The following is a 15966-nucleotide window of genomic DNA, read 5'->3' as shown; positions in this document are numbered from 1 at the left end:
TTTGGCCTGCGGCAGGTAAAAAGTTTTGAAAACCAGTTTTTTTTTGCTTATTTGACCGAAATAATCATGTTTAATAATACCTAAATATTAAGTTTTATGCTCACACCCAAAGACCTTGAGGCCTACGGAATAAAGAATGTTTCAGAAGTAGTGCATAACCCTTCATTTGATGTGCTTTATGAGGAAGAATTAAAACCCGGACTGGAAGGATATGAAAAGGGATATCCTACTGAACTTGGTGCTGTTAACGTGATGACAGGTGTATTTACCGGTCGCTCCCCTAAAGATAAATACATTGTAATGGACGATACCACCAGGGATACTATCTGGTGGACCAACCCGGTTTCGCCCAACGATAATAAACCTGTATCGAAAGAGGTATGGCAGGAATTGAAAGAAAACTCGGCGAAACAACTTTCGGGGAAAAGACTCTTTATTGTCGACACATTTTGTGGAGCCAATGCCGATAGTCGATTGAAAGTACGCTTTATTATGGAGGTGGCCTGGCAGGCTCACTTTGTAACCAACATGTTTATAAGGCCCACACAGGAAGAATTAAAAAGTTATGGAAACCCTGATTTTGTTGTGCTTAATGCATCAAAAACTACCAATAGCAAGTATAAAGAACATAGCTTGAACTCGGAAGTATACACCGTATTTAACCTTACCGAGCGCATGCAGGTAATTGGCGGATCGTGGTATGGTGGCGAAATGAAAAAAGGTATTTTTGCCATGATGAATTATTTTCTTCCGCTCAACGGTATGGCTTCGATGCACTGTTCTGCTAATAAAGGTAAAACGGGAGATGTGGCGATCTTTTTTGGCTTATCGGGGACAGGTAAAACTACCTTGTCTACAGATCCGAATCGCGAGTTGATTGGCGATGATGAGCATGGCTGGGATGATGAGGGCATATTTAATTTTGAAGGTGGGTGTTATGCTAAAACCATTAACCTTGACAAAGATGCAGAACCTGATATTTTCAGGGCCATACGTCGCGATGCCCTTCTCGAGAATGTGACTGTTGACAAGGATGGAAAGATTGATTTTACCGATGGTTCAGTCACTGAGAATACACGCGTTTCATATCCGATTTACCATATCGATAATATTGTGCGTCCGGTATCAAAAGCCGGACATGCAAATAAAGTGATTTTTCTGAGTGCCGATGCTTTTGGTGTACTGCCTCCTGTTTCGAAGTTAACACTTGAGCAGACGAAATACCATTTTCTGTCTGGGTTTACAGCAAAACTGGCAGGTACCGAACGAGGCATTACTCAACCCCAGCCAACCTTCTCGGCCTGTTTTGGCAAGGCATTTCTTTCTCTGCACCCCACCAAATATGGCGAAGAGCTTGTAAAAAAAATGCAACAACACGGTGCTGAGGCTTATCTTGTAAACACTGGATGGAATGGAACCGGTAAACGTATTTCTATCAAAGACACCCGCGGAATTATCGATGCGATACTGAATGGAAGCATTGAAAAGGCCAAAACAAAGCTAATTCCAATTTTTAATTTGGAAGTACCCATAGAACTCCCTGGCGTGGATAGCAAAATTCTCGATCCACGAGATACTTATTCAAGATCGTCCGATTGGGAAGAAAGAGCCAAAGACCTGGCCTCACGTTTTATTAAAAACTTTATTCAATACACCGATAACGAAGAAGGAAAAGCACTGGTTAAGGCTGGGCCTCAACTTTAGTAATTTAAACTCTATCTGGTCATAGGTCTGTTTCTGATCCGAAACAGACCTTTTTTATATAGCCAAAACTCGTATAAATATTTTTTCATTTTTTAAGAAATGTTTTTTCTTTTAAATAGGCCTTTTTAAAAATATCTCAAAACTTAAGCCTGCTAAGAAAGGTCATTTCTGTGTGAATGAATTTTCAATCATAAGAACCTTTTTAAACCTTTGGCGTATATATGCTGCTTTCACCTTTAATTTTTATGGAATTAAAGATGTTGTCCACAAAAAAAAATTTTTTAGGTTCTTGCATGGTTTCGACACAGTTTAATTACACAACACACAGATAATCAGTAAAATTTGCTTTTATTATTTTTTAATTATATTTGTACGCTCTAATAAACGAAAAAAACTTATTATGTCATTGATTTTTAAGTTATTATTGGTTTTAGGGGCCTATCTTTTAGGCTCAATTCCTTCTTCGGTATGGATTGGCAGAAGGTTTTACAACACCGATGTTCGTGAACATGGCAGTGGTAATGCCGGTTTTTCTAATACTGTAAGAGTACTTGGTTGGAAAGCCGGATTACCTGTTTTTCTGATGGACATTCTGAAGGGTTACCTTGCAGTGAGTTTAGCCTATATTCCAGCCGATGTGGTTCCCGGTAGTATCTCTTTTATTAACATGCAACTCTTGCTTGGTGCAGCGAGCGTGTTGGGTCATATTTTTCCGGTATACGTAGGTTTCAAAGGAGGAAAAGGTGTTGCTACTCTTTTGGGGTTATTGCTTGCAATACAACCTCAGGTAACGCTAATTTGTATTGGAATATTTGTAGTAATTTTTTTTACTACCCGTTATGTATCTCTCAGCTCTATGGCTGCTGGCATTGCCTTTCCGATACTAAATATCTTTGTGTTTCATACCACTACAATTTCGTTGGTTATTTTCTCCATGATTGTTTCGCTGGTATTGCTTATGACACATCAGAAAAACATCGAAAGGCTTTTAAACCGCGAAGAGTCGAGGGCAAAGATTATCCGTCGCAGGAATCGATAACAAAACAAAACAATAATATTTCAATGCAGTCAGTGTACCTGGCTGCATTTTTTTTGACACCGCAGGTTGTTTTGAATTATAAAAGACAAAAATGTCTAAGCAGTTTGTAAAGGTGCCGGGGCAAACTTGGTAGCCAGAATATCTAAAAGTTCATCTTCCTTTATTGCCGGCAGTAGTTGCCCATGCTCGGCAATGGATATTTTTCCTCGTTCTTCCGAAACGATGATCACCAGGGCATCGGTATTTTCGCTTATGCCTAGCCCTGCACGATGCCTCATGCCGTATACAGGCGAAAGCTCTGTTTTGTTGGTAAAAGGGAGTATGCAACGGGCAGCTGCAATTCTGTTGTTTGCAATAATAATGGCACCATCATGCAAGGGACCGTTCTTCATAAAAATACTCTCAATCAGTCTGCTCGATATCTGGGCATTAATAATATCGCCGGTTTCTACATATAGTTCTAAGGATGAACTACGGGCAAGTACAATCAAAGCCCCAGTTCTGCTTCGCGACATATTGAGGCAGGCCTTTTGAATTGAAGCTAATTCAAATTCATTTTTGGGATGCATTTTCCGATGAAGTAAATGAGTGAGTGAAAATCGTCCCTGGGGGAAATAACGTGTTACTAAATACACCAAGAAACGCCGTAACTCCTGTTGAAAGAGGATAATTATCGCAATAGCCCCTCCTCCAATAAGAGTACCAAGGATAGTGGATAGCAATTTCATTTGAAGCAGGTCGACAAAAAAATAGAGAAATAGAATAGATAGGATCCCTATAAAAATGCTAAAGGCCACTGTCCCCCTGATCAGGAAATATATCTGATACATGATAAATGCCACCAGCAGAATATCGACAATATCGATAATACGTATGTTAATGAATAGAAGCATGATCTAAAAGAATACTTATCTTTTTAAGGAGGTGAGCAAATTAATGCTTTTTTCCGACTCAGCCTTTAGTTTTTCACAAATATCAATGGTATGCTTTGCCTCCTTCACATCGTGCACCCTCAAAATGGAGGTGCCCATTTGAAGGGCAATCGTATTCAAAGCAATGGTGCCGGCAAGCGCATCTTCAGGTCCGGAGCCAAGTTGTTTGTAAATCATCGATTTTCGCGATAGACCTGCTAAAACCGGAAATTCGAATATCCGAAAATTATCTAGCCCTGCTAGTAGTTGATAATTCTGGTCGAGGGTTTTTCCAAAACCAAAGCCCGGATCGATCACAATGTCGTTTATTTTCTTTTGTTGAAGCACAGCCAAACGGTTCGAAAAGAAATCGATAATATCTGTTACAATGTGCTCGTAATGCGGAGCCTGTTGCATATTCTGAGGAGTTCCCTGCATGTGCATGGCAATATAGGCTACTTGATTTTCGGCTACTACATCGAGAATTTCAGGTTCGATTATTCCGGCTGTAATGTCGTTAATAAGGTCAACTTTGTACTTTTCTATCAAAGCGGAAGCCACACCGGCGCGAAAAGTATCGATGGAAATAATAGCATCCGGATAACGTGTACGGATGAATTCCAACGCCGGCTCAATGCGCTCGAGTTCTATATTTTGTGGCACATCAGCGGCTCCGGGACGAGAAGAATATCCCCCCACATCGATGATGTCGGCACCGTCTGTAATCATTTGGTCGAGGTGCCGGTGTAAACTCTTAGGCGTGGTATATTTCCCTCCATCGTAAAACGAATCGGGTGTAAGATTGAGTATACCCATTACAAGGGGTTTGTCCAGCTCAATAATCCTGCTGTTGCAGCGAATTGTGCGTTTTTTGTAAAAAAATGTATCTTTAGCCATGTCAAATCTCGTGAGGGTAAAAATAGTAAAAGGCTAAGAGATATTGATTTATTCGCAAACCTTTCAAACTGTAGCATGAAATTTATTGTGATAGAGGGGCTCGATGGATCTGGAAAAACTACACAGCTTAACCTGGTAGAGGAGTATTTTAAGGCAAAAAAGATAAAATCTAAGTTTCTTCACTTTCCACGAACCGATGCACCATTTTTTGGTGAGCTGATTTCGCGGTTTTTAAGGGGCGAACTGGGAGCCATTGACAAGGTTGATCCCTATGTGGTGGCTATGCTCTATGCAGGTGACAGGCAAGATGCCTCGGAGATGATAAGGAATTGGCTCAATCAGGGCTATGCGGTGATTGCCGATAGGTACCTTTATTCGAACATTGCATTTCAGTGTGCCAAACTAACAGATCTGGCTGAGAAGAAAAAACTGGCTCATTGGATCAAAGACCTGGAGTATAATCATTATAAAATACCTGTTCCGGATTTAAACTTGTTTTTAAAAGTACCCTTCGAATTTACGCGTAACAGTCTTTTAAATAAGCGCAATGGCAGCGACCGCGATTACCTTCTCGGTAATCAGGATATCCATGAGGCAGATCTTGAATTTCAAAAGAAGGTACGCGAAGTTTATCTTTGGCAGATAAAGGAAAATTCCGATTTTCTGGAAATAGACTGCACCGATCAGGCTCACAACATGCTCAAACCACAGGAAGTGTTTTCGAAAATAAAATCACAAATCGACCAGACTTTAGACCAGACAAAACTCAAAAAATCCACCTAAAACATTGTAATCAAATAAGGCTATGAAGGCTATCAGAAATTTTTCGCGAATAATTATTGCACTTCTTTTTATTTTTTCGGGATTTGTAAAGGCAATCGACCCGCTGGGTTCAACCTATAAATTTTCTGATTATTTCGAAGCGTTTGGTATGGGATACCTTTCTCCAATGGCACTTTTTCTGGCTGTGTTGTTAAGCACTGCCGAACTGGTAATCGGGCTCAACCTGCTCATGGGGGTGGTGATGCGCTACACTGCTACAATTTTATTGGTGTTCTTGTCTTTCTTTACCCTGCTCACACTCATTGTTGCCCTTACCAACCCGGTAACAGATTGCGGATGTTTTGGCGATGCACTGGTGCTTACCAATTGGCAAACCTTTTGGAAAAACATTGTTTTTATGGTGCCAACACTGGTTATCTTTTTCAACCGCAAGCGCTTCAGGCCAATTACCTCCCTGGCTGGCGAATGGGGTATGATACTGGTATTTACCTTATCAAGTCTGTTAATCTCGATTTATAACTATCGAAATCTTCCTGCCATCGATTTCAGGCCATATAAAATAGGCACCCACATTCCATCGTCCATGGAAATACCCGAAGGAGCGCCCAGGGATGAATACGAGAATATTTTTATTTATGAAAAACAAGGCAAAAGGCAAGAGTTTGCAGTAGAAAATATTCCTTACTCCGACACAAATTGGAAATATGTCGACCGCAAAACTACCTTGATAAAAAAGGGTTACCAGCCACCCATCCACGACTTTTCTATTGTAACTACAGAAGGACAGGATATTACCGATTCGGTGTTGTATCAATCTGATTATGTATTGCTTGTGATCGCGCACAATTTGAGTAAAGCCAACGAAAAGGCCCTTCGTGATATCAACACTCTTGCCGGAAAGGTAAAGGGAAAAGGAATTGAAGTGTATGGAATGTCGGCTACAACGGGCAGTTCTCTGCAAACACTCAATGACAAGTATAAGTTTAATTACAATTTTCATACAACCGACGAAATTACCCTTAAAACCATTATACGGTCGAACCCCGGAGTGGTATTGTTGAAAGACGGGGTAATTCTAAATAAGTGGCATTATCGTAACCTGCCAGATGCGCAGAGTTTGGCGAAAAACACACTTTCTACTTCCATAAAGGAGATACAACAAGCCAAGCGCAGTGCAAGTATCAGGGTTTCTTTGCTATCGTTGCTGTCGTTGGTTACTGTATTGTTACTTTTGGTGCGGATAGAGAAACAATAAGCCGGGTTGTGGACAGATTTTTTTAGACTTGCAGCCTGTTTTTTTGGCTCAGGCACTATAAATATTTGCTTTCTAACTCATTCGGCTGTAATTTCGCAAGCCTGAAATTAATCATACAACACCTGATAAAAAATGAGAAAAAAAATTGTAGCCGGAAATTGGAAATGCAATACCACCCTGCAAGAAGGTATTCAACTTGCCACCGAAGTAGAAAAGCTTTATACCGAAAAGGGCGATAAAAATGTAGTGGTAGTGTTGGGTACTCCCTTTACACACCTTACCGAGGTAGTAAAATTTACTAAAAATGTGGCCGTATCGGCACAAAACTGTGCCGCCGAAGCATCGGGTGCTTATACCGGAGAAGTATCGGCCCAGATGATAAAATCTGTCGGAGCAGCTTATGTAATACTGGGACATAGCGAACGACGTGAGTATTATGGCGAAACCAGCGCCATTTTGAATAAAAAAGTTGCCTTAGCCCTTGCCAATGGCTTAACCCCCATTTATTGCTGTGGCGAAGCATTGGATATTCGCGAAAGCGGCAAGCAAAACGCTTATGTAATCAATCAGTTGAAAGAAACTGTTTTTCAATTGTCTGAAGCCGATTTCAGGAAGATTGTGATTGCCTATGAACCTATTTGGGCCATTGGCACAGGCAAGACTGCAAGCTCAGAACAAGCCCAGGAAATGCACAAAGCCCTTCGCGAAGCCATCAGCGCACAATATGGTGCGGCTGTTGCCAACGACACCTCGATACTCTATGGCGGAAGCTGCAAAGCCTCCAATGCTCCCGAATTATTTGCCAATGCCGATGTGGACGGTGGCCTGATTGGTGGTGCATCTCTTAAAGCCGATGAGTTTTTAGGCATTGTCAATGCATTCTAATTTCCATCGAAATAGATTAAAAGGCGGTCGGAATTCCGGCCGTTTTTTTTTGGTTTAAATCAGCTCGTTTATGCCAATAATTTCGTAACTTTTAAACTATGAAATACACAGCCATTAATATAGAAATCAGCGAACCCAACGGAGAAAAGCAGGAGATACTTGTGGCCATTCTCGATTCTCTGGGTTTCGAGGGCATAACCGAAACAACCACAGGTGCTGTGGGCTATATTTCTTCTCTACAATACGACCGAGATATGCTCGAATTATCACTTGCCGGGGTAAAAGATACCCTGCATGCCAAAATTGTTCACGAAGAACCAGTGGAGGAAAAGAACTGGAACGAAGAGTGGGAGAAAAATTTCAAGCCGGTAATAGTAGACCACCGTTGTGCCATCAGGGCACCTTTTCACGAGCAGTTCCGGAACATGGAATACGTGATTACACTTTCGCCCAAAATGGCTTTTGGCACCGGGCACCACGAAACCACCAGCCTGATGCTCTCTGCCATTTTAAATATGGATCTTGTCGGTAAAAGAGTGCTCGATATGGGTTGCGGAACTGCAGTGCTGGCTATTCTTGCAGCTATGCGCGGGGCCAAAGAAGTAGTTGCTATCGACAACGATAAATGGGCCTATGAAAATGCTCTGGAGAATATAGCGGTCAATGCTGTTAAAGTGGAAGTTATTCCTGGTGGTGCGGAAGTTATTCCGGTAAAAGAGTTTGATACCATACTGGCCAATATCAACCGCAACATATTAATTGAGCAATCGGCCAATTATGTGAGGGCGCTGAACGATTGCGGGCAATTGTTTGTAAGTGGTTTTCTGGCAGAAGATGTGGAAATAATCGAAGCCACTTTTGTCGATTTGGGCCTCACGCCTGTCAACCACCAGTCGATGGGCAACTGGCAGATGCTGGAGTTTGTAAAATAAGCGCCTTTCGGATGGAGCAGGTCGGAAACCGTTGCTCTCACGGTTTATATAATCTCCGCATTCATCACTCAATTTTTTCTAGCCTTTAATTCAGCTGGTTTAATTTGTTACTTGTCTGTTTGTTAGAATTCAGTTTTCGTCTTTCGGCAATTATCAGTATTTTCACACGATAACTGAATAAGCCCAGATACATGCGCTACCTATTTATTGCTCTTGCCTTTGTGTTTTTAGTGGGTTTTTCCTTTCTCTCGAGGCAGAACCCGAAGTTTAGCGGCGATCCGGCGAATTACCCTAGTGAGCTGAAGGAATTTCTGAAGAACATTTCAGACCAGGACAAACCTACGCTTGAAGCATTTCTAAAGGCGTGGCAGGTTGACAGCTTGTTTAGTTACGCCGAACAATCGAACATAGTGAGGCATAGTCAGAAGATGCTTGAACGCAAAGCCCGACCTTTTCCGCATTTTATTTTGTACATGGATTGTATGCTGGCCATTAAAAACAGCACCCTGAAACAAAGCAACTATACCAACTGGGTAAACAGCATGGATTTGTTGCTCGACAACCGCAAGACCTTGCCGACACGCATTCAATCTTACCTGAGTTTTTCTATCAACCTGCTTCAGAATAATTCTATTTATAAATCAAGTTCCACAGAATGGAAAGCCAGTTCGGACGATTATCAGATATTAATCGAAGAGGAAGCCATATTTGTTGAATTCAAGGCCACGGATCTTACCTGTTTTACTCGCACCGACAGCATAGTATTGTACAAAACCAAAGGAAGAGTAAACCCTCTGGCAAATGAATGGCAGGGGCAGGGCGGTTTGGTAACCTGGGAGCGTGGTGGATTTACTCCCGAAGAAGTGTCGGCAACTATAAAACAATACACCATCGACTTAACCAAGTCGGAATATACTGCTGAGAATGTAAGCTTTACCAATACCAACTATTTTAAAACTCCCATCGAAGGTACCCTCAACGATCAGGTTAAACGCATTGCCTCGCCAGAGCAGGCTACCTTTCCGAAGTTTTATTCCTATACCAAATCCTTCAACATAAAGAATATTTACAAAGGCGTGAATTATGAAGGAGGCTTGTCGATGCAGGGTTCAAAAATGGTAGGCACGGGCACCAGCATTAATCCGGCCCGTATTCATCTTTATCGAAACGATACCCTGGTGGTGGAATGTGCTTCGTTGTATTTTGGATTTAAATCGGACCGGATTGTGAGCGAGCGCACCAGCATCAATATAAAATTAAAGAAAGACTCAATTTTTCATCCCGACTTATTTTTTGATTTTCGCACAGAAAACCGGGAAGTAATTCTTCTCAAAACCGATAACTTCACCTCGCAGGGGCCCTATTCCAACTCTTATCACCGTGTGGAGATGAACTTCGACCAGTTGGTGTGGCGCATCGACGAGAATTATATGCGCTTTACTGCCCCAAGGGGGTCCACCGTAGGAAAAGCTTCCTTTGAATCGGTCAATTTTTTCAATTACAACCGCTACCTCGACATGCAACTGATGGACGAGGAACATCCACTTTTGTCCATAAGGAGTTTTTCGCGCAAAATTAACAGCGAAACTTTTCTGGTCGACGATTATGCCGATTATTTGCGCATGTCGGTCGAACAGGTGAAGCACCTGGTGATGCGCATGTCGTATGGCGGATTTGTCTATTATGAGATCCATACAGGCATGGTAACCATCAAACCCCGCCTTCACGATTACATCGCTGCCAGTGTGAACAAGATCGATTACGATGTGATTAAATTCAACTCCACGGTTGAATCGCCAGTAGAAAATGCCATTTTCGATTTACGCACTTATGACCTGATGATTAACGGGATACCTCGCATACAAGTAAGTGATTCGCAAAGAGTGACAATTTTTCCGAAAAATGCCCGGATTATTATGAAGGAGAACCGTAATTTCCAGTTCGACGGGACCATTGAAGCCGGATTGATAACCTTTACCGGCAGCAACCTCTTTTTCGATTACGATTCGTTTAAAATCAACCTGCAATTGGTGGATGCTGTAAAACTTGATTACAAGACCGATACCATCGATAATTTTGGGTTTGCTGTGGAAAGCACTATCAATTCGATGATAAACGGGCTTACCGGGGAGCTTTTAATTGATCAATCGGATAACAAATCGGGCCGGGTAGATTATCCCGAATACCCTATTTTCAGAAGTCGCGAAAAGTCGTATGTGTATTTCGATGCACCTTCGATCTACGAGGGTGTGTACGATGCCAACGATTTTTATTTTGCTGTCGACCCCTTTGTTTTGGATTCTTTGGCTAACCTGACGGCCTCGTCGATGATATTTGAAGGTGAGTTTGTTTCGGCTGGTATCCTTCCTGCCATTCGCCAAAAATTGGTGTTACAGGCCGACAATTCGCTGGGATTTCAGCATCAGACCCCGGCAGAAGGTTTGCCGCTTTATGGTGGAAAGGGAACTTTCACCAACCAGATCTGGCTATCGAACCAGGGTTTGAAGGGAAATGGAACAGTGAATTACCTTACCTCTACTTCCTGGTCAGACGATTTTATTTTTTTCCCCGATTCTATGCTGGCCCTTGCCCAGCGCTACGAAATTGTAAAGCAAACCACTGCTACCGAATATCCTCAGACATCGTCGTTGAATAACAATATCCGTTGGAAACCATACCAGGATGTGATGTGGGTTTCTAAAACCACCGAAAACTTTAAAATGTTTAACGACTCCACTTTTCTCGTGGGCGATCTTCAGCTTGAACCTACCGGTCTTTCCGGTTGGGGGAAAATGGAACTAAGAAGTTCTGATCTATTTTCGGATTGGTTTAGCTATAAATCGGAAGAGATTCTGGCCGACACCAGCGATTTTTACCTTAAATCGCTTCAAAAGGAAGGGTTTACCGTATTAACTGAGAATGTTGACAGCCGGATCGATTTTCGTCAGCAGAAAGGTTGGTTCAGGTCGAACGACGGTTATTCGCTTGTAACCTTCCCAGAGAACAGGTACATCAGCTACATCGATTATTTTATTTGGGATATGGCGAAAAAGGAATTGGCGATGGGTTCGCAAGCCACTCCCACAATACCGGATTATACCCTGGAAGATGCCGAACCTGAAGGGCCCCGGTTTATTTCTACCGACCCAAAGCAAGATTCACTCAATTTTGTATCTCCGCTGGCCTATTACGATTACCAGAATAACCTGATCAATGCCACGGGGGTAAAATTTATCGAAGTGGCCGATGCCAGAATTTATCCAAAAGATGGCCTGTTAACAGTAAATCCCGATTACAGGTTACGTACCCTTGAAAATGCCTGGCTAAAAGCAGACAGCAGCACACAATACCATCGCTTGCATACGGCTACCATTTCGGTGGCGGGTCGAAAAAAATACTCAGGACTGGCCAACTACAATTATGTCGATGAGAACGGCGACGTGCAGATTATTCATTTCAGCGAAGTAAAATCCGACACTAACCATCGCACCATTGCTACCGGCGAAATTTTTGAGGTAGCCAATTTCAGACTTAGCCCCGTGTATCAGTATCAGGGAAAAGTGCGGCTTTTTGCCAACGATTCACTGCTTACCTTCGATGGAGCAGTGAACATTGAACATGGCTGCGACAAGCTCAAAACAGCCTGGCTTGCCTTCGAATCGACTATCGATCCGAACAGTATTTATATTCCTGTCGATGCTGCTCCTGTCGATGTAAACGGCACCAAGCTTTTTAATTCATTTTTGGTGTATTACGATTCTGTACACATGTACCCGGCATTTTTGTCGGCCCGAAAATCGTACAGCGATAACCCTCTTATTCAACCCCAAGGCTACCTCTATTACGACAAAGCCCGGGAGATGTATAAAATTGGCTCAAAAGAAAAAATCAGCGATTTTAGCCTGAGCGAAGACTATCTTAGTTTTCACCGCGAGCGTTGTGAACTGTATGGCGAAGGAAAAGTAAAGCTTGGAAACGACTTGGGCATGGTGCAATTGACCAATTATGGCAGCATCAGCCACGAGCTCGACGAGCAAAAAACCGAAATCAACCTGGTAATGGGCATCGATTTTTTTATAGATGAATCGATGATTAACCTGATGGGTACTGAGATTGACAGTTTTCCTAACCTCGATGCAGTAAACCTCAGCAGTCCATTAATAGTTAAATCGACCAATGCATGGGTAGGAGAGGAGAAGGCCAAACAGATACAGGATGAGTTAAATCTGTTTGGAACTGTGAAATTCTTACCAAACGAATTAAAGCACACCATTTTGTTGAATGACCTGAACCTGGTTTGGAACGACAACACAAATTCCTATCAGTCGGTAGGGAAAATTGGCATAGGAAGTATCAATGGCATCCAGGTCAATAAGAAAGTGGATGGTTTTTTTGAATTGCGCATTGTACGCAGTGGCGATATTATGGACCTTTACCTTCAGCTCGACCGGCGCAATTACTATTATTTTGGTTATACCCGGGGGGTCATGCAAACCCTGTCGCATAACCGTACCTATGTCGAGACTATTATGAACATGAAAGAGAAGGACCGGAAAATGAAAACACCACGGGGCGCAACCCCTTATAATATTTTAATTTCGACCGACCGGAAAAAGGATAATTTTTACATGCGCTGGCAGGAAGTGCTTGAAGAAAGAAATGGTGAAAAGTAATTTTCTTTTTTCAGATTTAATATGATTGCTTACAAACTGAGAAAGTGGTTTACCATCTACCAATGAGAAGAAGTATAATATTTGCGATATGTTCAGTGTTTCTTGTAGCTAGCATTCCTATCCTAGGCCAGGAACCTGCAAAAAAAGTATCTTCCTATCGCGACAGCCTCGATCATGCTATCGATATGAGCGATTGGCTCGTACAGAAAAAAGGCTTATTGATAATACCCTCGATTATTACTGAGCCGGCTATGGGGTATGGTGTGGCTGGTGCGGCTGTATTCTTCCATTCGTCTTACACCGAAAAGCAAGGACCACCCTCCATGTCTGGTATTCTTGGCGCAGTAACCGAAAATGGAACATGGGGCTTTGGTCTTTTTCATATTGGCTATTGGAAACAAGACAGGCTCCGCTACATGGGGGCAATTGCGAAAATTGATGCCAACCTGGGGTATTATGGTTCAGGAAGATTGGAAATATTAAAAGACGAATCGATTAATTTAAATCTCAATTCATGGTTGGTGTTCCAGCAGTTAAAGGGCAGAATAGGCAACTCTGATTTTTTTGCCGGGGGCAAGTATATTTTTTTTTCGACCGACAACACCTTGGGCGATTCCTTGAGCCTGTCTGAGTTTAATGGTTTAGAGTTCAGTTCAACACTAAGTGAAGCCTCAATCATACTCAATTACGATTCGCGTAACAATGTTTTTTCCCCAAAGAAGGGGTTCTTTATCAATTTCACAACTACCTACAGCGATCCCTGGTTTGGAGGTGAAGGAATCTATGGTCGGCTTGGAACTGATATTCTTGGATATTTTCCAACATCGGAAAAATTGATGGTAGGAATGCGCTATGGGAGTTTGTATGCTCTGGGCGATGTGCCTTTCTGGGCACGCCCTTTTGTGCAACTGCGCGGTGCACCTTTGATGAAATACCAGGACAATGCCGTAACACTTTTCGAAACAGAGGTAAACTGGAATTTCTACAAAAGATGGGATCTGGTAGGTTTTACAGGCATGGGGAATGCTTTTTCAAGTTACAGTGAATTTGAAAATGGGAAAAGCGTGCATACCCTTGGAATGGGATTCCGCTATTTACTTATGCGGAAATTGGGTGCTAAAATGGGTGTAGATGTGGCTATGAGCCAGGACGATTTTGCGGTGTATATTGTCTTTGGAAATGCATGGTTAAGGTAGATATTCGATTTGCTTGCGTTTTGCCATTACAATAAAAAAGGAGCAACAAAACTACCTTTTACACTTAACCCTGGCATTGACATCGATACAATGATTGCTTAACTTTGAAAAAAAGCCGAGGGGACTGTATCGCTACAAATAAAGAGGATTCTTCTTTAACCCTCATAGCAGTATTATGATCAATTACTTAATTCTACTTTAACAGATTAAACAAAACCCTTGTAAACATTGATATTTCAAGGAAATTCAGTATCTTCAATGCACAGAAAAACAGGCTTATCGTTCCGAAAAATGTTTAATACAACGTAAAAATAATAATCGATATGGAAAACACTGACCTCTGTAATAGAGCGAGTTAGTGTTCACCTTAATGATTATCAGCATGTATTTTGTAATTCAACAAAGAAGTTCTTTGACAAAGCACAGCAATATTCATTAGGAATAATACAAAGTCAGATGCGCAATATTGAAAGAATAAGCGAAGATTTGGGAGCTAACTACCATCAAATGCAGCACTTTATAACTGAGTCTAACTGGGATCATCGAGTTTTGATAAATCAAGTAGCCCAGGAAGTAAGCCAGGTTTTACCCAAAAGAAAACTTACAGGATTGATTATTGATGAAAGTGGTTGGGTAAAAAAAGGCGACCATAGCGTAGGCGTTGGACATCAATATTGTGGGAATGTAGGGAAACTATCAAATAGTCAGGTTGCGGTATTTGCTTGTTTAAGTAATGGGGATTTTGCATCAATGGTTGATGCCCGACTATACCTTCCCAAGGCTTGGTGTGACGACAAGACAAGATGCGAAAAAGCAGGCGTTCCTGTAAAGCACCGAACATTTAAAACTAAGCTCGAACTGGCATTAGAAATTATTCGCCAGCAAGTAACCAATGGCATCATCTTCGATTTTATTGGAGGCGATGGTTATTATGGTAACGATGTGGATTTTGCCAGCAGCATAGATTTGCTTGGTTATCTGTACATGCTGGATATCCATAAAGACCAAAAAATATATTTGGAACGTCCTGACTTGGCTATTCCCGAGCGAAAAAGCAATAAGGGTCGTGAACCCAAGAAATTAAAAGCAACTACAGACGAATTAAGTGTATCAAAATATTTACAGACTTTAAATGACGAAAATTGGCAGCGTATTAGTGTTCGTAATACAGCCAAAGGAGTTCTTGTAGCTGACTATCATTTTATAAAGCTTTGGATAATCAATAACAGTAAAATGCAAGTAGAGCAAAGGTTACTGGTTATCCGTAAAACGAAAACCAAAGAAGGCAAGGACGAAATAAAATATTCTTTTACCAATGCTAATCTTGAACAATACACTAAGAAAGCTATAGCCTATATGCAAGCACAACGGTACTTTGTAGAACATTGCATAAAAGAATCAAAACAGATACTCGGGCTAGACCAGTTTCAGACACGAAAATGGCTTGCATGGCAACACCAGGTTGCATTAAACTTTTTGGTCTCGTCATTTATTTTAAAAGAAAAATTGCATTGCTTTGATGATTTACCTTTACTATCGGCTCGTGATATTAAAGAATTTATCACTTTTAAACTTTATAAACAGATGACCGAAGAACAAATGATTGATAGAATTTATGACCGGCATTTAAAACGACAGCGTGATATAAATTACTCATATTCAAAATTGTAAATCTGTTAAAGTAGAATTAA

11 protein-coding genes are annotated in these 15966 nt (G+C 41.5%); 9 read left to right on the top strand and 2 right to left on the bottom strand.

Annotated elements, in window-relative coordinates:
- The first annotated feature begins 96 nt into the window (after positions 1 to 96).
- Together pckA and plsY are read left to right on the top strand one after the other, a co-directional pair.
- Positions 97 to 1704: a phosphoenolpyruvate carboxykinase (ATP) gene (gene pckA, locus IPM71_02385; GenBank protein ID QQS51593.1), complete on the top strand. Its 1608-nt coding sequence runs from the start codon at positions 97 to 99 to the stop codon at positions 1702 to 1704.
- Between the two features lie 400 nt (positions 1705 to 2104).
- On the top strand, positions 2105 to 2743 hold the full coding sequence (gene plsY, locus IPM71_02380; GenBank protein QQS51592.1) for a glycerol-3-phosphate 1-O-acyltransferase PlsY: 639 nt from the start codon (positions 2105 to 2107) through the stop codon (positions 2741 to 2743).
- Between the two features lie 95 nt (positions 2744 to 2838).
- Here the strand turns inward: plsY and IPM71_02375 are convergent, their stop codons facing one another.
- Together IPM71_02375 and folP are read right to left on the bottom strand one after the other, a co-directional pair.
- Positions 2839 to 3636, bottom strand: a complete 798-nt coding sequence (locus IPM71_02375; protein ID QQS51591.1) for a TIGR00159 family protein — start codon at positions 3634 to 3636, stop codon at positions 2839 to 2841.
- Between the two features lie 15 nt (positions 3637 to 3651).
- On the bottom strand, positions 3652 to 4551 hold the full coding sequence (gene folP / locus IPM71_02370) for a dihydropteroate synthase (GenBank protein ID QQS51590.1): 900 nt from the start codon (positions 4549 to 4551) through the stop codon (positions 3652 to 3654).
- Positions 4552 to 4626: 75 nt separating this feature from the next.
- Here folP and tmk point away from each other — a divergent pair, with 75 nt between their 5' ends.
- The 7 genes from tmk (at position 4627) to IPM71_02335 (ending at position 15946) form a co-directional block, all read left to right on the top strand.
- Positions 4627 to 5334 (top strand): dTMP kinase, encoded by a 708-nt coding sequence (gene tmk / locus IPM71_02365; protein ID QQS51589.1) that lies wholly within the window; start codon positions 4627 to 4629, stop codon positions 5332 to 5334.
- Positions 5335 to 5356: 22 nt separating this feature from the next.
- Positions 5357 to 6589, top strand: a complete 1233-nt coding sequence (locus tag IPM71_02360) for a DoxX family protein (protein ID QQS51588.1) — start codon at positions 5357 to 5359, stop codon at positions 6587 to 6589.
- A gap of 132 nt (positions 6590 to 6721) precedes the next feature.
- Positions 6722 to 7474: a triose-phosphate isomerase gene (locus IPM71_02355; protein ID QQS51587.1), complete on the top strand. Its 753-nt coding sequence runs from the start codon at positions 6722 to 6724 to the stop codon at positions 7472 to 7474.
- A 98-nt stretch (positions 7475 to 7572) separates the two neighbouring features.
- Entirely contained in the window at positions 7573 to 8406 is an 834-nt protein-coding gene (gene prmA, locus IPM71_02350) for a 50S ribosomal protein L11 methyltransferase (GenBank protein ID QQS51586.1), read from the top strand.
- A 191-nt stretch (positions 8407 to 8597) separates the two neighbouring features.
- Positions 8598 to 13079 (top strand): hypothetical protein, encoded by a 4482-nt coding sequence (locus IPM71_02345; GenBank protein QQS51585.1) that lies wholly within the window; start codon positions 8598 to 8600, stop codon positions 13077 to 13079.
- A 62-nt stretch (positions 13080 to 13141) separates the two neighbouring features.
- Complete coding sequence (locus tag IPM71_02340) at positions 13142 to 14275, top strand: BamA/TamA family outer membrane protein (GenBank protein QQS51584.1); 1134 nt, start codon at positions 13142 to 13144, stop codon at positions 14273 to 14275.
- A 456-nt stretch (positions 14276 to 14731) separates the two neighbouring features.
- On the top strand, positions 14732 to 15946 hold the full coding sequence (locus IPM71_02335) for an IS701 family transposase (GenBank protein QQS52765.1): 1215 nt from the start codon (positions 14732 to 14734) through the stop codon (positions 15944 to 15946).
- Positions 15947 to 15966: the final 20 nt, after the last annotated feature.

It is taken from the genome of Bacteroidota bacterium, assembly GCA_016699695.1.
Classification (GTDB): Bacteria; Bacteroidota; Bacteroidia; order Bacteroidales; family UBA10428; genus UBA10428.
The sequence above is the reverse complement of the archived record's forward strand: the minus strand, read 5'-3'. Positions and strand labels throughout refer to the sequence as shown.

Coding starts and splice junctions, on each gene's coding strand:
- pckA (QQS51593.1), top strand. CDS start 97: ATGCTCACACCCAAAGACCTTGAGGCCTACGGAATAAAGAATGTTTCA.
- plsY (QQS51592.1), top strand. CDS start 2,105: ATGTCATTGATTTTTAAGTTATTATTGGTTTTAGGGGCCTATCTTTTA.
- IPM71_02375 (QQS51591.1), bottom strand. CDS start 3,636: ATGCTTCTATTCATTAACATACGTATTATCGATATTGTCGATATTCTG.
- folP (QQS51590.1), bottom strand. CDS start 4,551: ATGGCTAAAGATACATTTTTTTACAAAAAACGCACAATTCGCTGCAAC.
- tmk (QQS51589.1), top strand. CDS start 4,627: ATGAAATTTATTGTGATAGAGGGGCTCGATGGATCTGGAAAAACTACA.
- IPM71_02360 (QQS51588.1), top strand. CDS start 5,357: ATGAAGGCTATCAGAAATTTTTCGCGAATAATTATTGCACTTCTTTTT.
- IPM71_02355 (QQS51587.1), top strand. CDS start 6,722: ATGAGAAAAAAAATTGTAGCCGGAAATTGGAAATGCAATACCACCCTG.
- prmA (QQS51586.1), top strand. CDS start 7,573: ATGAAATACACAGCCATTAATATAGAAATCAGCGAACCCAACGGAGAA.
- IPM71_02345 (QQS51585.1), top strand. CDS start 8,598: ATGCGCTACCTATTTATTGCTCTTGCCTTTGTGTTTTTAGTGGGTTTT.
- IPM71_02340 (QQS51584.1), top strand. CDS start 13,142: ATGAGAAGAAGTATAATATTTGCGATATGTTCAGTGTTTCTTGTAGCT.
- IPM71_02335 (QQS52765.1), top strand. CDS start 14,732: ATGCGCAATATTGAAAGAATAAGCGAAGATTTGGGAGCTAACTACCAT.